General features: G+C 70.2%; 14 protein-coding genes. 11 read left to right on the top strand and 3 right to left on the bottom strand.

Features of this window, described 5'->3' with window-relative positions; genetic code table 11:
- The first annotated feature begins 194 nt into the window (after window positions 1-194).
- The 5 genes from DEJ46_RS10285 (at window position 195) to DEJ46_RS10265 (ending at window position 12,094) form a co-directional block, all read left to right on the top strand.
- Window positions 195-8,441 (top strand): DNRLRE domain-containing protein, encoded by an 8,247-nt coding sequence (locus DEJ46_RS10285; protein WP_150265425.1) that lies wholly within the window; start codon window positions 195-197, stop codon window positions 8,439-8,441.
- 94 nt (window positions 8,442-8,535) lie between these two features.
- Window positions 8,536-8,967 carry a hypothetical protein gene (locus DEJ46_RS10280; RefSeq protein WP_150265423.1) on the top strand — a complete coding sequence of 144 codons (432 nt, stop codon included), beginning with the start codon at window positions 8,536-8,538 and terminating at the stop codon, window positions 8,965-8,967.
- Between the two features lie 4 nt (window positions 8,968-8,971).
- Window positions 8,972-9,553, top strand: coding sequence for a hypothetical protein (locus DEJ46_RS10275; RefSeq protein ID WP_150265421.1), 582 nt, complete (start codon window positions 8,972-8,974; stop codon window positions 9,551-9,553).
- 165 nt (window positions 9,554-9,718) lie between these two features.
- Window positions 9,719-11,248, top strand: a complete 1,530-nt coding sequence (miaB, locus tag DEJ46_RS10270; protein WP_150265419.1) for a tRNA (N6-isopentenyl adenosine(37)-C2)-methylthiotransferase MiaB — start codon at window positions 9,719-9,721, stop codon at window positions 11,246-11,248.
- Window positions 11,249-11,386: 138 nt separating this feature from the next.
- Window positions 11,387-12,094, top strand: a complete 708-nt coding sequence (locus DEJ46_RS10265) for a class III extradiol dioxygenase subunit B-like domain-containing protein (protein ID WP_150265417.1) — start codon at window positions 11,387-11,389, stop codon at window positions 12,092-12,094.
- A gap of 145 nt (window positions 12,095-12,239) precedes the next feature.
- Here DEJ46_RS10265 and DEJ46_RS10260 read toward each other — a convergent pair whose 3' ends face one another.
- Both DEJ46_RS10260 and DEJ46_RS40740 read right to left on the bottom strand, forming a co-directional pair.
- A complete protein-coding gene (locus DEJ46_RS10260; RefSeq protein WP_150265416.1) occupies window positions 12,240-12,497 on the bottom strand; it encodes an antitoxin in 258 nt (85 codons plus the stop codon).
- Window positions 12,498-12,566: 69 nt separating this feature from the next.
- A complete protein-coding gene (locus DEJ46_RS40740) occupies window positions 12,567-13,016 on the bottom strand; it encodes a hypothetical protein (RefSeq protein ID WP_150274293.1) in 450 nt (149 codons plus the stop codon).
- A gap of 139 nt (window positions 13,017-13,155) precedes the next feature.
- Between DEJ46_RS40740 and miaA the strand changes: the two genes are divergently transcribed.
- From miaA to hflX, 6 genes are all read left to right on the top strand, one after another.
- The gene (miaA, locus tag DEJ46_RS10250; protein ID WP_150265414.1) at window positions 13,156-14,094 is read left to right on the top strand and encodes a tRNA (adenosine(37)-N6)-dimethylallyltransferase MiaA; all 939 of its coding nucleotides are present in this window, start codon (window positions 13,156-13,158) and stop codon (window positions 14,092-14,094) included.
- Between the two features lie 108 nt (window positions 14,095-14,202).
- The gene (locus tag DEJ46_RS10245; protein WP_150274290.1) at window positions 14,203-14,679 is read left to right on the top strand and encodes a hypothetical protein; all 477 of its coding nucleotides are present in this window, start codon (window positions 14,203-14,205) and stop codon (window positions 14,677-14,679) included.
- Window positions 14,680-14,807: 128 nt separating this feature from the next.
- Entirely contained in the window at window positions 14,808-15,716 is a 909-nt protein-coding gene (gene dapF / locus DEJ46_RS10240) for a diaminopimelate epimerase (RefSeq protein WP_150265412.1), read from the top strand.
- A 140-nt stretch (window positions 15,717-15,856) separates the two neighbouring features.
- On the top strand, window positions 15,857-18,103 hold the full coding sequence (locus tag DEJ46_RS10235; protein ID WP_150265410.1) for a RelA/SpoT family protein: 2,247 nt from the start codon (window positions 15,857-15,859) through the stop codon (window positions 18,101-18,103).
- A 155-nt stretch (window positions 18,104-18,258) separates the two neighbouring features.
- Window positions 18,259-19,749: a M1 family metallopeptidase gene (locus DEJ46_RS10230; protein ID WP_150265408.1), complete on the top strand. Its 1,491-nt coding sequence runs from the start codon at window positions 18,259-18,261 to the stop codon at window positions 19,747-19,749.
- Between the two features lie 141 nt (window positions 19,750-19,890).
- Window positions 19,891-21,384 carry a GTPase HflX gene (hflX, locus tag DEJ46_RS10225; RefSeq protein ID WP_150265406.1) on the top strand — a complete coding sequence of 498 codons (1,494 nt, stop codon included), beginning with the start codon at window positions 19,891-19,893 and terminating at the stop codon, window positions 21,382-21,384.
- A gap of 99 nt (window positions 21,385-21,483) precedes the next feature.
- Here the strand turns inward: hflX and DEJ46_RS10220 are convergent, their stop codons facing one another.
- Entirely contained in the window at window positions 21,484-22,656 is a 1,173-nt protein-coding gene (locus DEJ46_RS10220) for a trypsin-like serine peptidase (protein WP_150265404.1), read from the bottom strand.
- Window positions 22,657-22,669 lie beyond the last annotated feature (13 nt).

Genomic DNA, 22,669 nt, shown 5'->3' with positions numbered 1-22,669 from the left:
CCTGTATGTCCCCAGGGTTGACCGGGCGTCAGGGGAGTGATTAGAAAGCCCCCCGCGAGCCTCGTGAGGTCGCTGTTTGCCGCCTCCTCGTGGGCGGTTCGCAATTTCACCAAGCCGGGCAGAAATTTCCGCTCCGGCTCGTTCGTCGTGCCCATTTCACCTACAGCGATACGGGTGCGTCGATACCGAAAGGTATGGAAGTGAAAGTTCCACACAGGAGGCTTCTCTCCTGTCTTGTCGTATCGGCGGTAGCGGGCGCGCTATTGCCGCAGGTCGCGTATGCGGCTCCCGAATCGCCGTCGCAGAACGGTGAGGACAAGGGCGTCTTCGACACGATTTCGGGCTGGTTCTCGGACGACGGGGGCGAGACGAAGGCCCCGGCCGGCGGGAACCTGGAGATACCCAGCCGGGAGAAGCTGCCGAAGGGCGAGAAGCTCCCGAAGGCGAAGCGGGTCAAGGAGCTGACCGACAGGCGCACCTCGCAGGCGCGTTTCTGGCAGCTGTCGGACGGGCGGGTCGAGGCCGAGCTGACGGCGGTGCCGACGGCGTACCGGTCCGGGGCGTCCTGGAAGCCGGTCGAGACCGCGGTGCGCGCCACCCGGGACAAGGGCTTCGACTTCGCCAACACCACGAACACCGGCAAGAGCTGGTTCGGCTCCGACGCCGGCCGGTTCATGCGCTTCGAGGCGGAGAGCGGCGGGGCGGTCACGTTCGGCCTGACCGGCGCCGGTGCGCTCAAGCCGGAGGCGAAGGGCGACCGGGTCGTCTACAAGGACGCCGTCTCCGGCGCGGACCTGTCGTACCGGGTCGGCAACGGCCAGGTGAAGGAGGACATCGTCCTGGCCGAACGCCCGGCCGGACCGGTGTCGTTCACCTTCACCCTGGACACCGAGGGCGGCCTGACGCCGAAGACCCGCAAGGACGGCTCGATCGCCTTCTTCGGTGAGGCCCCCGGCACTCCGGTGATGGTGATCCCGGCCCCGTACATGACGGACGCCAAGAAGGATCCGCAGTCGGTCACCGGCGGCACGTACAGCACCAGGGTCAGCCAGAGGCTGGTCCGGGACGCCGACGGCAAGGGCTGGAAGCTGACCGTCACGCCGGACGCCAAGTGGCTCGCGGCGAAGGAGCGCCAGTACCCGGTCGTCATCGACCCGACGATCACGATCACGCCGATCGCCTCGGTCTCCGAGGACACGATGGTCCTGTCGGACCAGCCGGCGGTGAACTTCAACAACACCTGGAAGCTGTCGGTCGGCAAGACGGACACCGGCATCGCCCGTTCGCTGATCAAGTTCCCGCTGAGCGAGATCCCGGCGGGGGTGAAGGTCGACGCGGCTCGCCTGAGTCTCTACTACGACCAGTCGCACACCACCAACGCCAACGCCGTCGTGCTCGAGGCGCACCGGGCCACCGGGGCCTGGAGCGAGGCGGGTGCGACGCCCGCGAACTGGTCCAACACCAGCGCGCTGGTGGGCGAGCTGTCCGGCACCACGGTGTCCCTGGACGACGGTGACGCCGGCACGGCGGCGGTCGGCGAGTGGCCCAAGGGCACCACGACCGGCGGCGCGGCGACCAACGACGACTACGCCTCCAACAAGAACGCGCTCACGGGCGAGTCGTACACCTGGCAGCCGAGGGTCCCGGAGACCGACACCTACCGGGTGGACGCGCACTACCCGGCCGCGGCGGACGCGGCCACGGCCGCCCCGTACACCGTCACCCACAATGGCGGCACCAAGAACTACACGGTCAACCAGACCGGCACCGGCGGCGTCTGGAAGACCCTGGACGCGGCGGAGCTGAGCTTCGCCAAGGGCAACGCCGGCAAGATCGTCCTCGGGGACACCGGCTCGGCCACGACCCGTACCCTCGCCGACTCGGTGCGGCTGGTGAACCCGGCCGAGATCACCAAGGCCGCCTGGGACTACAACAAGTGGCACGACTTCCCCGTCGCCGACACCGTCCAGAAGTGGGTCTCCGGCACGGCCGTCAACCACGGCTTCGTGCTCAAGGCCAAGGACGAGTCGGGCACCGCGCCGACCGGCGGCCCGCGCTACGAGGCGGCCGACGGCAACCTCTACGGCGGTGAGACCTCCACGTACCCGCGCCTGACGGTGACGTACGGGGCCGTCGGCACCTCGCTGAACTCGCCGACCGTGGTCCATTCCACCGGTCCCGAGCTGTCGTGGCCGGCGTACGCCAACGGCAGCGGTGACGCCGGTCTGGACATCGTGGAGTACCAGCTGCACCGCTCCACGCAGCAGGTCTTCACGCCGTCGGCCGCGACGCTGATCGCGCCGATCGCCTCGACCGCGACGACGTACACGGACACCACCGCGGTGCCGACCCCGGACTCCAGCTCCAGCGAGATCGGGAAGTCGTACTACTACCAGCTCGCGGTCAAGACCGGGAACGGGCAGCTCCTCGGCTCGCCGACCCGCATCGTGGGCATCCCCAAGGCCGGCCGGACGATGAGGATCATCCAGGCGGGACAGGCCGACACCACGCTCTCCTCGCAGCAGCCGACCGTCAACCACGACGGTCTGGTCTCCGGCAAGGCGCAGACCTGGCTGAGCGTGGGCAACAACTCCGGCACGTACGGCAAGACCCGCGCCGCCCTGAAGTTCCCCACCACATCCATCCCCACCACCGCCACGGTGCTGGAGAACAAGATGTACATGTGGGGCGCCGAGACCACCAGCACCACCAACGGCGCGATCTACGAACTCCACTCCCTGACCCGGGACTTCACTGAGACCCAGGCCACGTGGAACAACGCGAACTCGACGACGCCGTGGACCACCGCCGGCGGTGACTTCTCCGCCGCCGTCTCCGACACCGTCCCGCAGATCACCGACGAGGTCGGCCGCCACTGGTGGGACGCCACCGGACTCATGCAGTCCTGGGTCAAGACCCCCGCCAACAACAAGGGCGTCCTGGTCAAGCTGAAGGACGAGACCACCACCGGCCCGCAGGAGCGCACGCTGTTCCTGTCGTCCGAGGCCTCCGACCCGCAGCTGCGTCCGTACATGCAGGTCATCTACGTCGACGCGACGACCGAGGACACGTACTACGCGCCGACCACCCCGGCCCGTATGACCCCGAACACCACGTACACGGTGGAGTTCACGGTCACCAACACCACGTCCACGGCCTGGGCGGCCGGTGAGCGGGTGCTCTCGTACACCTGGAAGCTGCCCGACGGCACGGACGTCACCACGGGCGGCAACCAGCTGTCCACCGCGGTCCCTGCCCTCCTGCCGGGCAAGTCGGCCACCGTCCAGGCGCAGGTCAAGACCCCGATCAACTCGGACTCCGGCAACAAGCGCAACGAGTACGTGCTCGGCTGGGACATCAAGAAGGTCGCCGACGGCACCTGGCTGTCCGCCGGCACCGGCGCCATCCCGTCGCTGAAGCAGAACGTGGCGGTCGAGGACCCCACCTCCAACACGCTGGGCCTGGAGAAGTTCTACGCCTACGCGGGCAAGAACACCGGCGCCGGGTCCACGGTGATGAACAACCTGGCCTCGGGCAACAACGTGTGGCAGTACAACGCGTTCAACAACCCCGGGCGGGGGCTGAACACGTTCTTCCGCATGGCCTACAACAGCCTCGACACGAGTGACACGGTCGCCGGCCACGGCTGGTCGTTCCAGGCGTCGGGCCCGATCCGGCTGGGCGCCCCGCTCGAGTTCCACCCCAAGCCCAACCCCACCGAGATCCGCCTCCCGGACGGCGACGGCACCACACACGTCTTCCGCTGGGACGCCACCGACAGCGTGTGGAAGGCCCCCGCGGGCGTCCACTTCAAGCTGACGATGAAGTCCGGCCTGGACTGCCGGCCCACGAAGGACGCCATCCCGGACGCCTGGACCATGACCAGGCCCGACGGGACCCGGTTCCTGTTCGGCTGCGACGGCTACATGACGTCCACGGTCGACAGGAACGGCAACACCATGTCGTTCACCTACGAGGAGCGGAAGTCCAACAACAAGCCGACCAAGTTCCTCAAGTACATCACCGACCCGGCCGCCCGGCAGACCCTGGCCGTCGACTACTGGGAGAAGGGCCAGAACGGCTACCAGTACGTCAACGACTCCGGTGTCCTGACCACGGACACAGGATCGCTCAACAACTCGAAGATCTACGATCACATCCGCTCGGTGACAGACATCTCCGGCCGGAAGATCGAGTTCTTCTACACCACCAAGGGCCTGCTGGGGCAGTTCACCGACGGAGCGGGCTCGGCTCAGCCGAAGGTCTTCGCGTTCACCTACGACGCCACGCAGGGCAACAAGAACGTCAAGCTGGTCAAGGCCACGGACCCGCGCGGCAATGCCACGCAGCTGGCGTACTACGCCCCGCAGGCCGGGGACGACCCGAAGTACCACTGGTGGACGAAGACCGTCACGGACCGACTCGGCCACAACACCGGCTTCACGTACTCCGTCAACGCGTCGAACACGAAGTTCACCGACGCCAAGGTCACCGACGCCGAGTCGCACGCCACCTCCTACGTGGTCGACGACTTCGGCCGCTCGGTGCAGGTGACGAACGCGAAGTCCGAAATCACCAGGATCAACTGGGACGCGGACAACAACGTCACCTACCTGGAGGAGCCGAACGGCGCCAAGACGACCTTCTGCTACGACCCCAAGACCGGCTACCCCCTGCGGCAGTGGCACGCGGAGACCACCAAGTCCTGGTCGTCGGAGCAGCTGGTCGCGACGTACTTCTGTGATCCGGCGAACGAGGCCGGCCTGCCGAACGCCACGAAGTACGCGTACCAGACCCGCGTCGACGGCTACGCCGCCGATCTGTCCACCAAGACCTCGCCCGAGGGCCGCAGGTGGCAGTTCGGCTACGACAGCTTCGGCAACCTGACGTCGGTCACCGACCCCAAGGGCGTCGCCACCGCCACGGTCGGCGACTACACCGCGAAGCACGAGTACGACGGCTTCGGGCAGGAGACCAAGTCCACCGACGCGAACGGCAACGCCACGACGTTCGGCGGGTACGGCTCCGTCGGCTACCCCGAGACCATCACCGACCCGGAGAGCCACGTCACCACGACGGCGTACGACGTGCGCGGCAACGTGCTCTCGGTCACCGACGCGCTGGGCAAGGTGACCACGCAGACGTACGACACCTTCGGACGCCCGCTGGTCAGCAAGGTGCCGAAGGACCAGGCGGCCGGCGCGTACATCACCACTCCGGCCCCGGAGTACGACGCCAACGACAACGTCCTCAGGACCACCGGTCCCAACGGGGCGGTCTCGTTGGCGGCCTACGACGCGGCGGACCAGGTCACCACGGCGACCGGGCCGGACAACAACACCACGAACCGCAGGTCGACGTACACGTACGACAAGGTCGGCAACGTCAGGACGACGACCGAGCCGAAGGGCGTGGCGACCACCGCGGACGCCACCGACTTCGTGACCACGAACAACTACGACGCGATCTACCAGCTCGTCAGCGTCGTCAACGCGCGTGGTGACAAGGTGTCGTACGAGTACGACAACGCGGGCAACCCGGTCCGGGTGATCGACCCCAAGAAGAACGCGACCGCCGACACCACCGACTACACGACCAGGACCGACTACGACCTGAACCACCGCGTCGTCAAGGTCACGGACGCGCTCGGCAAGTTCACGACCACCACGTACGACAAGGACTCCCTCGCCGTCGCGACCACCGACAAGGAGGGCAACAAGTCCGAGGTCGTCTACGACGACCGGGCCAAGGTCGTCGAGCAGAGGACGCCGTACGAGGGCACGACGATCCGCACGACGCGGTTCGAGTACGACCAGGTCGGCAACACCCTCAAGGTCGTCACCCCGCGCGGTACGGCCACGTCGAACACAGAGGACTTCGCCTCCCGTACGGAGTACGACAAGCTCAACCGACCGGTCAAGAAGTACCAGCCGTACGACCCGGCGGACGCCCGCTACAACGACCCCAACGTCTACACCCAGACGGTGTACGACGAGATCGGCCGCGTGAAGAAGGTCTCCGCGCCGCCGTCCGAGGGACAGTCGACGCGCAACGAGACCGACTACACGTACTTCGACAACGGCTGGACCAGGACGTCGGTCGACAGCTGGGACATCCGTACCGAGTACGACTACGACAACAACGGCAAGCAGACCAGGCGGACGCTGACGGGCGCCGGTGGCTCCCCGTCCCGGACGCAGACCACGGGCTACTGGCCGGACGGCACGCTGCGGACGCGTACGGACGCGCCGTCGGCCGGCGCCGACCGGAAGAACTTCGCGTACGCCTACGACGCGAACGGCAACCTGACCTCGATCGACGACACCTCCACGGGTGCACGGGTCGACGCCTACACGATGACCTACACGGGCCTCAACCAGGTCGACAAGGTCACCGAGGCGCTGGCCGGTCAGGAGCGGAAGTCCACCGCCTACACGTATGACGTGAACGGCCAGCCCGAGACGGTCAGCCACCCCGACCAGTACTCGTCGTACCTCTACGACCTGAGGGAAATGGTCAAGACGGTCAAGGTCGGCAAGACCGCGGCCGACGCCTCCCCGAAGGTCTCCGCGTACACGTACACCGACCGCGGCCAGCGTCTGAAGGAGACCAAGGCCAACAGCAACACCGTCGACTACACCTACTACCTCAACGGAGCGGTCAAGACCCAGACCGAGAAGAAGCCCAACGGCACCCTCGTCTCCTCGCACGCCTACGCCTACGACCCGAACGGGAACAAGGCCCAGGACGTGGCGAAGAAGATGAACGCCGACGATCACGCGGCGCTTCTCGCCTCGACCACCGACTACACCTACGACCCGGCCGACCGGCTCGCCAAGTCGGTCAAGACGGGCAACGGCGCCGGCACCGAGACGTACGTCCACGACGACAACGCCAACGTCATCAGCCAGAACGTCAAGGGTGTCGCCTCCACCTTCACCTACGACCGCAACCGGCTGCTGACCGCCACCACCGGCGGGGCCACCGCGAACTACGCCTACGACGCCTACGGACGGCTGGATCAGGTCACTTCGGGCGGTCGGACGATCGAGGACAACACGTACGACGGCTTCGACCACGTCATCGAGCACACCAAGATGCAGAGTGACGGCACGTCGAAGAAGACCACGTACGTCTTCGACCCGCTGGACCGCACCACCACCAAGACCGAAGGCACGAAGACCACCGACTACAACTACCTCGGCACCAGCACCGAGGTGCTGGACGAGCAGGTGGCAGGGGCGGTCACCAAGTCGTACCAGTACAGCCCCTGGGGCGAGCGCCTCTCGCAGATCAAGCACACCGGCGGTGGCGGCGAGGAACTCGGCGTCTACGGCTACAACAGCCACACCGACGCCGAAACCCTCACCGACAGCGCCGGTGACACCAAGGCCACCTACGGCTACACCGCCTACGGCTCCGACGACAAGTCCGAGTTCACCGGCATCGACAAGCCCGAGACGGCCGACCCCGACAAGGAGGCGTACAACCCGTACCGCTTCAACTCCAAGCGCTGGGATGCCGCCACCGGCACCTACGACATGGGGTTCCGCGACTACAACCCGGGGCTGAACCGCTTCACCACCCGGGACATGTACGACGGCGCACTCGCCGACATGAGCCTCGGCTCCGACCCGTACACCGGCAACCGGTACGCCTTCACCGGCGGCAACCCCGTCACCAACGTCGAGCTCGACGGTCACAGGACCGACGACGGCGGAAGCGCCCCCACCAGCGGATGCGGTTCGCCCGGTTTCATCGGGCCGTGCCCGACGACGTCGACCCCCAAGGCCGCGGCATCCTCCATCACGTCGAACACGCACTACATGGCCCAGCTGATCATGTTCGGCTGGCTCGAAGCCCAGGCCATCAAGAAGTACGGCCCCACCGGCGGATGGCGCGTTCAGATGGAGGCCCCGGTCGCGGGTGGCGCGAAGGACGGAAAGGGCGGCGAAGGAGCCGCGGACATCACCTACCGGGACGGGAACACGCTTTATGTGTGGGAGCTGAAGCACAAGGCGAAGCTTCCGTGGCTGAACAACCAGTACGCACCCGCGGAGGGATACGGCATCGATGATGTCGACTGGTACGTCGACTTCATGAAGCGGGATTCGCGTTATGCGGGGCTGGACGTCAAGCCGGGATTCCGGCTGCCGCACCCCCTCGTCGGTCCCGGCGGGAAGCGAGGTCAGTTCCTCGAACTCGAGAACTCCGACTTCTTCTCCGGTCAGCACGGAGTCGTCACGTATCAGGCGTTCTATCTGCCGACGTCCCGTACTCCCGGTCCCGCCACGGAACCGGCGACCGAACCGATGACGGTCCCGAACGAGGTCAAGGCAGGTGCCGGCGCCCTCGCGGTGGGCGGCACGCTGTGGTGGCTCGGGAAACTCCTCTCCCCGGCCTGCGGGCCCGCGATGCCTGCTTGCGCCGTGGTCCTGTAACACTGAGCACGAACCCGGTCGGGCACACTGTCCGTGTGCCCGACCGGGCCTTATCCGCCTCGCCCAGGGCGATTTCGCAACGATGGGAGCCACAGTGGGAGCATCCCGGTGGATTTACTTCACCGACAAGCACGACGATCCTCAGGCTGCGCTCGAAGAACTCCGTCAACAGGTTTTCGAAGAGTCATGGCGGAATGAGGATCCCTACCCGGAATCGATCGAAGAGCTGATCGAGGGCGGAGGTCTGGAAGCCGAGGGGGCTCATTCCATCCTCGATGTCGACCACGTGATCGTGTCGGACGACAGCGATTACGAGGAGACCGGTGCGATCAGGATCGTCAATCCTGAGGAACTGGTCGAATACTTCGGTACGGATCACCCGACCCGAGAGCGCATCGAGGACGTCTATCGCACGTCCGCCTCGGACCTTCCCCCCATGTTCCGCGGCTCGGGTTGCTGCGCACCCGTTTACCACGGTCAGGGAAACTGCGTCGGGTTGGTCTTCTGGGGAATGTCAGGGGACTGACCGCATGATTCAGCACTTCAGGCTCGCGCTGGCCCGGTTCGCGGCGGGCAAAGGTCACCAGGCGGTCCTGTCCCGCCTTCTCACCGGCGAGGATCTTCCCGGCCGATGGAAGACGGTCGACGAGCGCACCTGGCTGACCGGACGGGCGGGAGCGCCGACGCCCTGGGCCGATCGCGCGCGGGAGAGCGGCAGCGTCACCGCCTGGCGGTCCTTCCACGACGGCCACGACCGATGGGCCTGGATCCAGGTCGTGCCGCTGGCCTCCGAGTCCGACGCGCATCGCGCGCTGCACGAGGCAGGTGACCGGCTGCTCACCAACCCGCGAGCCGCGGTCGGGGTCGTGGACGAGCGCGATGTCGAGGCGAAGCCGTTCGCCGGAGCGACCGCGGTCTGGGCCCGCGAACAGCGAGCCGAGCGTGCCACCACGGGCGAATTCGCCGGACTCACCCTGCTCCTCGCCGGCGTGGTGGGGACGCACCTCGTCGTCCTCAGCCTCAGCGGCACTCCGGCCTGGGACTGGGAGGCGGCATCGGCGCTCGCCGGGCGCCAGGCGGAGCTGCTCACCCGCGACGCCGGCCGGGACTGAGCCGGTCACCGCGCGACAGGGACGGACCGTCCGGTCGAGCTGCCCGCCGATCCGGTCGATCGGCGGGCACACCGCGTTTCCGGGACGCCCGGGCCCCGGGCCGTCCAGGTCCTGTGGCGCCGAACCTCGGGCCTGGCAGCTTCCGGGAGCACCTACCCTTGAGCCATGACCAGCAGCAGCGACCGGAGTCCCGCAGTGAGCGTTGAAGGATCCAAGACCTACGAGGTTCGCACCTACGGGTGCCAGATGAACGTCCACGACTCCGAGCGGCTCTCCGGTCTGCTGGAAGACGCGGGGTACGTCCGGGCCCCCAGCGGGTCCGACGGCGACGCCGACGTCGTGGTCTTCAACACCTGCGCGGTCCGCGAGAACGCCGACAACAAGCTGTACGGCAACCTCGGCCGGCTCGCCCCGATGAAGACCACGCGTCCCGGCATGCAGATCGCCGTCGGCGGCTGCCTCGCCCAGAAGGACCGCGACACCATCGTCAAGAAGGCCCCCTGGGTCGACGTGGTCTTCGGTACGCACAACATCGGCAAGCTGCCGGTCCTCCTGGAGCGCGCCCGCATCCAGGAGGAGGCGCAGATCGAGATCGCCGAGTCGCTGGAGGCCTTCCCCTCCACGCTGCCGACCCGGCGCGAGTCCGCCTACGCCGCCTGGGTCTCGATCTCCGTCGGCTGCAACAACACCTGCACCTTCTGTATCGTCCCCGCGCTGCGCGGCAAGGAGGAGGACCGCCGCCCCGGCGACATCCTCGCCGAGGTCGAGGCGCTGGTCGCCGAGGGCGTCTCCGAGATCACCCTGCTCGGCCAGAACGTCAACGCGTACGGCTCGGACCTGGGCGACCGCGAGGCCTTCTCGAAGCTGCTGCGCGCCTGCGGCCAGATCGAGGGCCTGGAGCGGGTCCGCTTCACCTCCCCGCACCCCCGCGACTTCACCGACGACGTGATCGCGGCGATGGCCGAGACGCCGAACGTGATGCCGCAGCTGCACATGCCGATGCAGTCCGGCTCGGACTCGATCCTGCGGGCGATGCGGCGCTCGTACCGGCAGGAGCGTTTCCTCGGCATCATCGAGAAGGTCCGCGCGGCCATCCCGCACGCCGCCATCTCCACCGACATCATCGTGGGCTTCCCCGGCGAGACCGAGGAGGACTTCGAGCAGACGATGCACGCGGTCCGCGAGGCCCGCTTCGCGAACGCCTTCACCTTCCAGTACTCCAAGCGGCCCGGCACCCCGGCCGCCGAGATGGACGGGCAGATCCCCAAGGACGTCGTGCAGGAGCGCTACATGCGCCTCGTCGCGCTCCAGGAGGAGATCTCCTGGGAGGAGAACAAGAAGCAGGTCGGCCGCACGCTGGAGATCATGGTCGCCGAGGGCGAGGGCCGCAAGGACGGCGCCACGCACCGCCTCTCCGGCCGCGCCCCCGACAACAGGCTCGTCCACTTCACCAAGCCGGAGCAGGACGTCCGTCCCGGCGACGTCGTGACCGTCGAGATCACCTACGCCGCCCCGCACCACCTGCTCGCCGAGGGCCTGACGACGTCGGTACGCCGTACCCGCGCCGGCGACGCCTGGGAGAAGCGCAACACGGAGGCCGCCGCGAAGCCGGCCGGCGTGCTGCTCGGCCTCCCGAAGATCGGCGTCCCGGAACCCCTTCCGGCCGCCGACGCACCGGCCTGCGGAAGCCACTGAGCCGTCGGGGGCCGGTGACCCCGGGGCTCCGCTGAGCCACCGGGGGCGGGTGGCCCGAGGGCCCCGGTGACCCACCGGCCCGCGGCCCCAGGGCCTGTCCGGGTGGGCGTGGTGCGGCGGCGCAGTAGGGTGCGGATCATGCTTGTCGCCGCAGCCGTCTGCCCCTGTCCGCCGCTCCTCGTCCCCGAGGTCGCGACCGGCGCCGCCCCCGAACTGGACGCCGCGCGCACCGCCTGCGCCGACGCCGTCGGACTGCTCGCCGCCTCGCGTCCCGACCGGCTGTACGTCGTCGGCCCCGCCGGCGCGGGTGCCACCGGTGTTTTCCCGGCCGGTTCGACGGGCTCCTTCGCCGGCTTCGGGGTCGACCTCTCCGTACGCCTCGGCGACGGTCCCGCCGCCGACCGCCCGCTGCCCGCGAGCCTCGCCGTCGGCGCCTGGATGCTCGGCCGCGCCGACTGGGCCGACGCGCCCGTCGAGGGCCGGGGCGTGGACGAGCGGGAGGCGGCGGAGGCCTGCGCCGCGACCGGCCGTGAGCTCGCCGCCTCCGCCGACCGGGTCGCGCTCCTCGTGATGGGTGACGGCAGCGCGTGCCGGACCGTGAAGGCCCCCGGCTACCTGGACGAGCGGGCGGCCGGCTTCGACGCCGGGGCGGCCCGCGCGCTGGGCGCGGCCGACGTGGCCGCGCTGCTCGCGCTGGACGAGGAGCTGGCGTACGAGCTGAAGGCGGCCGGCCGCGCGCCCTGGCAGGTCCTTGCGGGCGCCGCCGAGGGCGCGGGGCTCGAAGGCCGGCTCCTCCACGAGGACGCGCCCTACGGCGTGGAGTACATCGTCGCCGCCTGGTCCTGACGGACCGCGCGACAGCGACGGACCGCGCGACAGCGACGGACCGCGCGACAACGCAGGACGCAGGAACGGCGGACGGCCGCGGAGCGCGATGCTCCGCGGCCGTCCGCCGTGCGGAGGGGCTGCGTCGTGGGGGTGACGCCGGTCGTCAGGCGGTCGGCGGCGGGGTCGTGCCGCCGCTCCCGGGCGTGCCGTCGTCCTTGTGACCGATCCGGTCCACCACGTTCTTGGCCTTGCCCGTACCGGACTGGATCTTGTCGCTGTACTTGCCCTTGGTCTTCTCGTCGACCAGCTTCGCGGCCTTGTCGAGACCGTTGTCGATCTTGCCCCCGTGCTGCTGCGCGAGGTCGGCCACCTTGTCCTTGGCCGGGGCGAGCTTGGCCTTCAGTGAATCCAGGAGACCCATGGGGCACCTTCCCTCCGCGGACCCTCGGGGGATCCGTGTTCCGTGTCCTGCCCCCAGGACCCCGGGGGCCTACTTGCGGGCGCCTTCGCCTGCCTCGTTGTCCGCGGCGGCCTCGGCCGACTGCTGCTTCGGGATCTCCACGACCTCGGAGGCCACCGTTCCTGCCGCCCGCTCGTCCGCGTCGACGCCTTCCGTGGCTTCCACGTCGGCCGCACCGTCCACCGGGTCCGCCGTCCCGGCTGCCGGAGACGCCGAGTCGTCGGCCGCGATCTCGGCGACGTCAACGGTCTCGGCTGCGACATCGACGTCACCATCGGCATCACCGTCGACCTCGACCTCGACCTTGACCTCGACGTCAACACCGACATCGGCCGCGACCTCGGCATCGGCTCCGGCCACGGCGTCCGTCTCGGTCGCGTCGGCGGCGTCGGCAGTCGGCGTCGCGACGGCCCCGGTCTCCTCCGACGAGGCCTCGACCACATCCTTCTTCTTACGGCGAAACACTGCAAAAACGCCCATATTCACTCCATAGCGTACTCGGATGGGAGGGGCTCGGCGGTGACCGACGGCCGGAACCTCGCAACAGGCAACGAAGCCGGAGGGGGCTCGTCACGTAGCTCATTCGGGGACGGGTCGGGAGGTTTGCGAGACTGGTGCGGTGAGAAGTGCAGCTCCCGCCCCGCGGGTCATCGCCGTCGTCGGTCCCACTGCAGCCGGAAAGTCCGATCTGGGGGTATATCTGGCTCAACAGCTCGGCGGCGAGGTCGTCAACGCCGACTCGATGCAGCTCTACCGGGGGATGGACATCGGGACCGCCAAGCTGACGATGGAGGAGCGGGACGGCGTCCCGCACCACCTCCTCGACATCTGGGACGTGACCGAGGCCGCCAGCGTCGCCGAGTACCAGCGACTGGCCCGCGCCGAGATCGACCGGCTCCTCGCCGAGGGCCGCAGCCCGATCCTCGTCGGCGGTTCCGGCCTGTACGTACGGGGGGCCGTCGACGCCCTGGAGTTCCCCGGCACCGACCCCGTCGTCCGGGCCAGGCTGGAGGCCGAGCTGGAGGAGCGCGGCTCGGGCGTCCTGCACGCCCGGCTCGCCGAGGCCGACCCCGAGGCGGCCCGCGCGATCCTGCCGAGCAACGGCCGCCGCATCGTCCGCGCGCTCGAGGTCATCGAGATCACGGGCAAGCCCTTCACCGCCAACCTGCCCGGACACGACTCCGTCTACGACACCGTCCAGATCGGCGTCGACGTGGCCCGCCCCGAGCTGGACGAGCGCATCGCCCTGCGCGTGGACCGGATGTGGGAGGCCGGCCTCGTCGACGAGGTGCGCGCCCTGGAGGCGCGGGGCCTGCGCGAGGGCCGTACCGCCGCCCGCGCCCTCGGCTACCAGCAGGTGCTCGCGGCGCTCGCGGGGGAGTGCACCGAGGACGAGGCGCGCGCCGAGACCGTGCGCGCCACCAAGCGCTTCGCGCGCCGCCAGGACTCCTGGTTCCGGCGCGACCCGCGGGTCCACTGGCTCAGTGGAGCCGCCGATCACCGCGGGGAACTCCCGCGGGAGGCGCTGTCGTTGGTCGAACGAGCGGTTACAGCCTGATCACGTGATGGCATCGGGACGCCCTGCCCGTCAGTTCGGCGGTCAGGAGCGTGCCATCATCGAGCATCGATCGACCAAGTGGAGTCCGAGTGGGGAGGGCGCGTGGCGATGGAGGCCGGCCCTCGCGACAGAGAACAGCAGGAAGCGGTCCTGGGTGACTCGACGGGCGCAGCCCCGGTCGGGGCCTCGGGCCTGACACCGGACGGTCCTGACGACGCGGAAGGCACCGCCGTCGAGGTGGACGCCGACGAGGTCGAGGTCGAGCTCAGACCGCAGCGGCGCCTGCGGATCTGGCAGCTCGCCCCGATCGTCGGCCTCGCGGCCGTCGGCTCCCTGATGTTCGCGTTCCCGCTCGCCTTCGGCTCGGGTGACGGCGGCGCCGTCCTCGCCATGCTCGGACTGCTCATCAGCTCCTGCGCGGCCGGCTGGGGCATGATGGCCGCGCGAAAGGTCGGCTACACCTGGCCCGGGCTCCCGCAGCGCGGCTCGGGCGAGCGCCCCGACTGGCGCGTCCTCGCCCTGTACGTGGCGACGATCACCGTCCTGGTCGCCCTGGCCGTCTGGCGCGTCGCCCGCCTCCGCTGAGTTCGTCCGTTCCCGTACGCCTCCGCACGCACGCCCCTCGCACGGCTCCCGTGCGACACGCAGCCCCTGCGCCTTTCGTGCGTGGACGCCCGCGCGGTCTGTCGGACAGGCCCCGTACAGTTGATCGCGTGACCAGCACGCAGACCTCGCCGCTCCCCTTCCTCAAGGGCCACGGCACCGAGAACGATTTCGTGATCGTCCCCGACGCGGACAACGCCGTCGAGCTGAGCCCCGCCTCCGTCGCGCGGCTCTGCGACCGACGGGCCGGCATCGGCGGGGACGGACTGCTGCACGTCGTGCGCAGCGCCGCCCACCCCGAGGCGCGGCACCTGGCCGACGAGGCCGAGTGGTTCATGGACTACCGGAACGCCGACGGCTCGGTCGCCGAGATGTGCGGGAACGGGGTCCGGGTCTTCGCCCGCTACCTCCAGCACGCCGGCCACGTCACCGCGGGCGAGGTCGCCGTCGCCACCCGCGGCGGCATCAAGCGCGTCCACCTCGACAAGGACGGCTCCGTCACCGTCTCCATGGGCCGCGCGGTCCTGTCCGAGGCCGAAGTCACCGTCACCGTCGACGGCCGCAGCTGGCCCGCGCGGAACGTGAACATGGGCAACCCGCACGCGGTCGCCTTCGTCGAGGACCTCGGCCACGCGGGCAACCTCTTCACCGAGCCGCCCTACGAGCCCGCCGCGGTCTACCCGGACGGGGTCAACATCGAGTTCGTCGCCGACCGCGGCCCCCGGCACGTCGCCATGCGGGTCCACGAGCGCGGCGCAGCCGAGACCCGCTCCTGCGGTACGGGCGCGTGCGCCGTCGCCGTCGCCACGGCCCGCCGCGACGGCGCCGACCCCCTCGCGAGCGGCACCCCCGTCACGTACACCGTCGAGGTCCTCGGCGGGACCCTCGTCATCACCGAGCACCCCGACGGCGAGATCGAGATGACGGGACCCGCCGTCATCGTCGCCGAGGGCACCATCGACCCGGAATGGCTGTCGGTGCCCACCGGAGTCCAGGAAATCGAAACAGTCAACGACTGATTTGTCGCTCGAATGGGTGATCCGGTTCACGCTGAGCGAGAGCGTGACTGCGCCACGTGGTGGGGTCGGTAGCATCAAGCACCGGCCCCCAGGGCTCGCCTGGCCCGCCCACCGCCGGTCGACGTTGCCGGAGGTGCCCCATGAGCGCAGAGGCCACCAACCCTGTGAGCGCGGCCGACGCCGCCGTCACCGACACGACCGTCCGCAGACGCGGACGCGCCCGCATCGACCTGCGCCGCCTCGGCCGCGCCGCCTTGCTGGGCGCCACCGCCGGACCTGCCCCCCGTGACCGGCTGCCCGACGCCATCAGCCATGTCGCCGAGGCACACCGGGCCCACCACCCCGAGGCCGACCTCGCGGTGCTGCGCCGTGCCTACGTCCTCGCCGAGTCCTCGCACCGCGGCCAGTTCCGCAAGAGCGGCGAGCCGTACATCACGCACCCGCTCGCGGTCACCCTCATCCTCGCCGAACTCGGCGCGGAGACCACCACCCTGACCGCCTCCCTCCTCCACGACACCGTCGAGGACACCGACGTGACCCTCGACCAGGTGCGCCGGGAGTTCGGCGACGAGGTCGCCTACCTCGTCGACGGCGTCACCAAGGTGGAGAAGATCGACTACGGCGCCGCCGCCGAGCCCGAGACCTTCCGCAAGATGCTCGTCGCCACCGGCAACGACGTCCGCGTCATGTCGATCAAACTCGCCGACCGCCTCCACAACATGCGGACCCTCGGCGTGATGCGCGCCGAGAAGCAGGCCAGGATCGCCAAGGTCACCCGGGACTTCCTCATCCCCCTCGCGGAACGGCTCGGGGTCCAGGCCCTCAAGACCGAGCTGGAGGACCTCGTCTTCGCGATCCTCCACCCCGAGGAGTACGAGAACACCCGCGCGCTCATCGCCGGCAACTCCCACGCGGGGGACGCCCTCGACGCCGTGGCCGAACAGGTCGGCGCCGTCCTGCGCGAAGCCGGCATCGGTGCCGAGGTCCTCGTCCGGCCACGGCACTTCGTCTCCGTGCACCGCGTCCGCCTCAAGCGCGGCGAACTGCGCGGCTGCGACTTCGGGCGGCTCCTCGTCCTCGTCGCCGAGGACGCCGACTGCTACGGGGTCCTCGGTGAGCTCCACACCTGCTTCACTCCGGTGATCTCCGAGTTCAAGGACTTCATCGCGGCCCCCAAGTTCAACCTGTACCAGTCGCTGCACACCGCGATCGCCGCCCCCGACGGGGCCGTGGCCGAGATCCTCATCAGGACCCACCGGATGCACACGGTCGCGGAGGCCGGAGTCGTCGCCCTCGGCAATCCGTACGCGGGTCAGGAACCGTACGCCGGTCCGACACCGCCCCCGGGGCGGCCCGCCCCTCCCGCCGCCTCCGGCCCCGTCCCGGCCCCCGTCCCGGCCCCCGTCCCGACCCTCGACCCGCAGCCCGAGGACGGCGAGCGCGTCGACCCCACCCGCCCCGGCTGGCTCTCCCGACTCCTCGACTGGCAGCAGTCCGCCCCCGACCCCGACACCTTCTGGAGCTCGCTCCGCGCCCACCTCGCCGAGGACGACGAGATCACCGTCTTCAGCGCCGACGGCAGCGCCCCCGGGCCGATCAGCCTGCCCGCCGGAGCCAGCTGTGTGGACGCCGCCTACGCCCAGCACGGCGAGGCCGCCCACGGCTGTCTCGGGGCACGGGTCAACGGCCGCCTCGCCCCCCTGAGCACCGTCCTCGGCGACGGGGACACCGTCCAGCTGCTGCTCGCCCAGGACACCGTGTCCGGGCCCTCTCCCGAGTGGCTCGACCACGCCCGCACCGCCGCCGCCCGGATCGCGATCAGCGGCTGGCTCCAGGCCCACCCCGAGGCCGCCGCGGCCCCCGCCGACGCGGGCCCCAGGCCCCGGGTCAACGTCCCGGCCGACCGGCGCTCCGGCGCCGTCCTCCACGCCGACCTGGACGGCGAGCCGCCCGCCGTCGTCCGCCCCGCCGGCTGCTGCACCCCCGTACCGCCCGACGAGATCACCGGATTCCGTGTCCGCGGCGGCTCGGTCACCGTCCACCGGGCCGGCTGCGCGGCCGTCGAGACCATGCGCGGCGTGGGCCGCGAGCCCGTCGCCGTCCGCTGGGGCGACACCGCCCAGTGCCGGGTCACGCTCGTCGCCGAGTCCTTCGGCCGGCCCCGCCTCCTCGCCGACCTCACCGAGGCCATCGCCACCGCCGGTGCTGCGGTCGTCGCCGCGACCGTCGAGCCGCCCAGCGAACAGCGTGTCCGTCACACGTACACCCTCCACCTCCCCGACGCGGCCGGTCTCCCCGCACTGATGCGCGCCATGCGGGACGTGCCGGGCGTGTACGACGTGAACCGCGCCCGGCGACGGGGGAGGACGGAGCCGCGCGATTCCTGACGCCGCACGCCGACCCACCCACCCACCCACCCACCGCGCGGCACGACACGACACGATCAGGCATGACCCCTTCGGGTGGCGGGCGAGCGCGCCGCCCCGTGCGGCGGGGAATCCCCTGGTAGCCGTAGGGCCAGTCCTCCGGAAAGGCCTGGCCCATGCCGCTCGTCCGAAACCCCCTGCCCCGTGCGCGCTGGCTCCGTGCCGCCGTCCTCGTCGCCGCCTCGACCGGGCTCGTCGCCGCCGCGCTGCCCGCCCCGGCGCCGCTCGGCATCGGCGACCCGCTCTTCCCGCACCTCGGCAACCCCGGCTACGACGTCCTCGCGTACGACCTCGACCTCACCTATCCGGGGGTCAACACGAAGCCGCTCGCCGCCGTGACCAGGATCGACGCCCGCGTCACCGCGGACCTGGAGCGGCTCAACCTCGACTTCACCCACGGGACCGTCTCCGCCGTCACCGTCGACGACATCCCGGCCGCGTACACCGGCCGCGGCGAGGACCTGATCATCACCCCCGCCGTGCCGGTCGACGCCGGCGAGCAGATCGAGATCACCGTCACCCACACCAGCGACCCCACAGGACCCGCCGACACCGGCGGCTGGGTGCGCACCGGCGACGGCCTCGCCATGGCCAACCAGGCGGACGCCGCCCACCGCGTCTTCCCCTCCAACGACCACCCCGCCGACAAGGCGTACTTCACCTTCCGGATCACCGCCCCCAGCACGCTCACCGCCGTCGCCAACGGCCTGCCCGCCGGCCGTGTCGACCACGGCGCCACCACCACCTGGACGTACCGCACACGCCACCCGATGGCCACGGAGCTCGCCCAGGTCTCCATCGGCAGCTCCACCGTCGTGCACCGGACCGGCCCCGGCGGCCTGCCCCTGCGGGACGTGGTGCGGACCGCCGACCGGGAGCTGATGGAGCCCTGGCTCCGCAAGACCCCCGGCCAGCTGGAATGGATGGAGCGGCAGGTCGGCCCGTACCCCTTCGAGACGTACGGCGTGCTCGTCGCCGACGCCGACACGGGCTTCGAGCTGGAGACGCAGACCCTCTCCCTCTTCGAGCGCGGCCTCTTCACGGAGCCGGGCTACCCGGAGTGGTACGTCGACTCGATCATGGTCCACGAGCTGGCCCACCAGTGGTTCGGCGACAGCGTCTCGCCCCGCACCTGGTCCGACCTCTGGCTCAACGAAGGACACGCGAGCTGGTACGAGGCCCTCTACGCGGAGGAGAAGGCCGGCAAGTCCATGGAGCAGCGCATGAAGGCGGCCTATGCGGCCTCCGACGGGTGGCGGGCCGACGGCGGCCCGCCCGCCGCCCCCGAGCCGCCCTCGCCCGGCCACAAGATCAGCCTCTTCCGGCCCGTCGTCTACGACGGCAGCGCCCTCGTCCTCTACGCCCTCCGCCAGGAGATCGGCACCGAGGCCTTCGGGCGCCTGGAGCGCCGCTGGGTCGCCGACCACCGGGACTCCACGGCCACCACCGCCGACTTCACGGCGCTGGCCGGCGAGATCGCGGGACGGGACCTCACCGCCTTCTTCCGTGACTGGCTGTACGCGGCCAAGACCCCGCCCATGCCCGGGCACCCCGACTGGCGCTCCCGCCCGGCCGAGGCCGTCAGGACGGCGGCGAAACCCGGGTGACGGGCACGGCAGGGCCGTGCCACCATCGTCAGGTCGGCGACGCGGCCGGAACCGGGAATCTTCCGGTGCCGTCACGCGTTGCGACGGATACAGATTCAACTTCGTCGCTGTCAGGCGACGTCATTTCGACGTAAGGACCCAATGACCTCCTCTTCTTCCCCTTCCCAGGACGAGCAGCGCTTCGCGGAGACGAACCGTACCGAGAGCCTTCGGGCCGATGCCCTGATGGAAGAGGACGTCGCCTGGAGCCACGAGATCGACGGAGAGCGGGACGGCGACCAGTTCGACCGCTCCGAGCGTGCGGCCCTGCGCCGTGTCGCGGGCCTCTCCACCGAGCTCGAGGACGTCACCGAGGTCGAGTACCGCCAGCTGCGCCTCGAGCGCGTCGTGCTGGTCGGCGTCTGGACCTCGGGGACCGTGCAGGACGCGGAGAACTCCCTGGCGGAGCTCGCGGCCCTCGCCGAGACGGCGGGCGCCCTCGTGCTCGACGGCGTGATCCAGCGCCGTGACAAGCCGGACCCGGCGACCTTCATCGGCTCCGGCAAGGCGCGCGAGCTGCGCGACATCGTCGTCGAGACCGGCGCCGACACCGTCGTCTGCGACGGCGAGCTCAGCCCCGGCCAGCTCATCGCCCTCGAAGACGTCGTCAAGGTGAAGGTGGTCGACCGGACCGCCCTCATCCTCGACATCTTCGCCCAGCACGCCAAGTCCCGAGAGGGCAAGGCACAGGTCGCGCTCGCGCAGATGCAGTACATGCTGCCGCGACTGCGAGGCTGGGGTCAGTCGCTGTCCCGTCAGATGGGTGGCGGCGGCGGTGGCGGCATGGCCACCCGTGGTCCCGGTGAGACCAAGATCGAGACCGACCGGCGCCGCATCCGCGAGAAGATGGCGAAGATGCGCCGGGAGATCGCGGAGATGAAGACCGGCCGCGACATCAAGCGGCAGGAGCGCCGGCGCAACAAGGTGCCGTCGGTCGCCATCGCCGGATACACCAACGCGGGCAAGTCCTCCCTGCTCAACCGCCTCACCGGGGCGGGCGTGCTCGTGGAGAACGCCCTGTTCGCGACCCTCGACCCGACCGTGCGCCGGGCCGAGACGCCCACCGGCCGCGTCTACACCCTGGCCGACACCGTCGGCTTTGTCCGGCACCTGCCGCACCACCTGGTCGAGGCGTTCCGCTCCACCATGGAGGAGGTCGGCGAGTCCGACCTCATCCTGCACGTCGTGGACGGCTCCCACCCGGCTCCGGAGGAGCAGCTCGCCGCCGTGCGCGAGGTCTTCCGGGACGTCGGCGCGGTGAACGTCAAGGAGATCGTCGTCGTCAACAAGGCGGACGCGGCGGACCCGCTGGTCCTCCAGCGTCTGCTGCGGATGGAGAAGCACTCCATCGCGGTCTCGGCCCGTTCGGGTCAGGGCATCGAGCAGCTGCTCGCGCTCATCGACGCCGAACTGCCGCGCCCCGAGGTCGAGCTCGAAGCCCTCGTGCCGTACACGCAGGGCGGTCTCGTCTCGCGGGTGCACGCCGAGGGCGAGGTGGAGTCCGAGGAGCACACCCCGGAGGGCACCCTGCTGAAGGCCCGGGTGCACGAGGAGCTGGCGGCGATGCTCGCGCCGTACGTTCCCGCCGCGCACTGACCCACGGCGAACGATCACAGAGGGCGCTGCCCCCTCCCTCGACGGGGAGGGGGCAGCGCCCTCTTTGGTGATGCGGTGCCGTACGCGGTGTCCCTCGGGTCAGCGGGCGAACTTCTTGCTGACCATCTCGTGCGCCGCCTTGGCGCCCCGGCCCAACTGTGGTCCGGCGAGCCAGCCGTTGCCGCCGGCCGGGCCGATCGAGGTGTTCGACACGAGGGCCGTCTTCCCGTTCGGCAGGACACGGAACCAGCCGCCGCCCGAGGAACCGGCGGTCATCGTGCAGCCGATCCGGTACATCGTCGGCGTGGCCGGGGCCGTGGTGAGCCGCGTCGCGCGGTCGAGGCACTTGTGCATGATCAGGCCGTTGTACGGCGGCGCCTGCGGGTAGCCCCAGGCGCCCATCGTCCCGGCCTGCGCGGCCGTCGGCGCGGAGAAGTCGACCGGCAGCGCGGCGCCGACGGTCTCCTCCAGCGACTTGCCGCCCCGCTCGGGCTGCACGTGCAGCACGGCGTAGTCGTACGGCCAGGCCTGGTTCGAACCGCCGCGCTGGATCCAGTCACCCGAGGTCACCGCCCAGTCGGCCCAGTACTGGCCGTAGGGCGCGATCTCGTGCGGCTGCGCGTTGCGCAGGGCCGAGGGCGACTTGCCGAGGTCGTTGTAGGCCGGCACGAAGGTGATGTTGCGGTACCAGCCGCCGCTCTTGCCCGCGTGGACGCAGTGTCCGGCCGTCCAGACCATGTTGGACTTCCCGGGCCGGCGCGGGTCCTTCACGATGGTGCCGGAGCAGACCATGTGGCCCTCGGGCGAGTCGAAGAAGATCTTCCCTACCGGGGCCGCGTTGCGATGGTAAGGCGTCTTCTCGCGCTGCGCGTTGACGGGCCGGGGCGTCGGGTCGGTGCCGCTCGCGCCGGCCTGCGCGGTGATCGTCTGATCCGGGCTCTTCGCCGACTGCATACGCGTCGGATCCCAGAGGCCGTCGATCACCGGGTTGACGAAGTCCTCGGCCTCACGGAGCCAGGTCGCCTTGTCCCAGTTCTTCCACTCGCCGTCCTTCCACTTGTCCAGGTCGACGCCGTGCTTCTTCAGCTTGTCGGCGAGGTCCTTGGCGAGGTCGTCACCGTCACCGGCGCCGTCGGCGGCGGGCGTGGAGCTGCTCGCCCCCACGGCCGGCGCGTCGGCGGCCGGGGTCTCGGTGGGGCCGCAGGCCGTGGCGGTCAGCGCGAGCGCCGTGGCCACGCCGAGTGCGGCGGATATGAGTCGTACAGAACGCATGAGGTGCATTCCC

This window comes from Streptomyces venezuelae, from assembly GCF_008642375.1.
In the GTDB taxonomy this organism is placed as follows: Bacteria; Actinomycetota; Actinomycetes; order Streptomycetales; family Streptomycetaceae; genus Streptomyces; species Streptomyces venezuelae_G.
This window is presented reverse-complemented; position numbering and strand designations above follow the sequence as displayed.

Bases quoted from the DNA above. Each gene is read 5' to 3' on its own strand.
- miaB (WP_150265419.1), top strand. From the start codon at position 9,719: ATGACCAGCAGCAGCGACCGGAGTCCCGCAGTGAGCGTTGAAGGATCC.
- DEJ46_RS40740 (WP_150274293.1), bottom strand. From the start codon at position 13,016: ATGGGCGTTTTTGCAGTGTTTCGCCGTAAGAAGAAGGATGTGGTCGAG.
- hflX (WP_150265406.1), top strand. From the start codon at position 19,891: ATGACCTCCTCTTCTTCCCCTTCCCAGGACGAGCAGCGCTTCGCGGAG.
- DEJ46_RS10245 (WP_150274290.1), top strand. From the start codon at position 14,203: ATGGAGGCCGGCCCTCGCGACAGAGAACAGCAGGAAGCGGTCCTGGGT.
- DEJ46_RS10230 (WP_150265408.1), top strand. From the start codon at position 18,259: ATGCCGCTCGTCCGAAACCCCCTGCCCCGTGCGCGCTGGCTCCGTGCC.
- DEJ46_RS10275 (WP_150265421.1), top strand. From the start codon at position 8,972: ATGATTCAGCACTTCAGGCTCGCGCTGGCCCGGTTCGCGGCGGGCAAA.
- DEJ46_RS10265 (WP_150265417.1), top strand. From the start codon at position 11,387: ATGCTTGTCGCCGCAGCCGTCTGCCCCTGTCCGCCGCTCCTCGTCCCC.
- DEJ46_RS10235 (WP_150265410.1), top strand. From the start codon at position 15,857: ATGAGCGCAGAGGCCACCAACCCTGTGAGCGCGGCCGACGCCGCCGTC.
- DEJ46_RS10260 (WP_150265416.1), bottom strand. From the start codon at position 12,497: ATGGGTCTCCTGGATTCACTGAAGGCCAAGCTCGCCCCGGCCAAGGAC.
- DEJ46_RS10285 (WP_150265425.1), top strand. From the start codon at position 195: ATGGAAGTGAAAGTTCCACACAGGAGGCTTCTCTCCTGTCTTGTCGTA.
- DEJ46_RS10220 (WP_150265404.1), bottom strand. From the start codon at position 22,656: ATGCGTTCTGTACGACTCATATCCGCCGCACTCGGCGTGGCCACGGCG.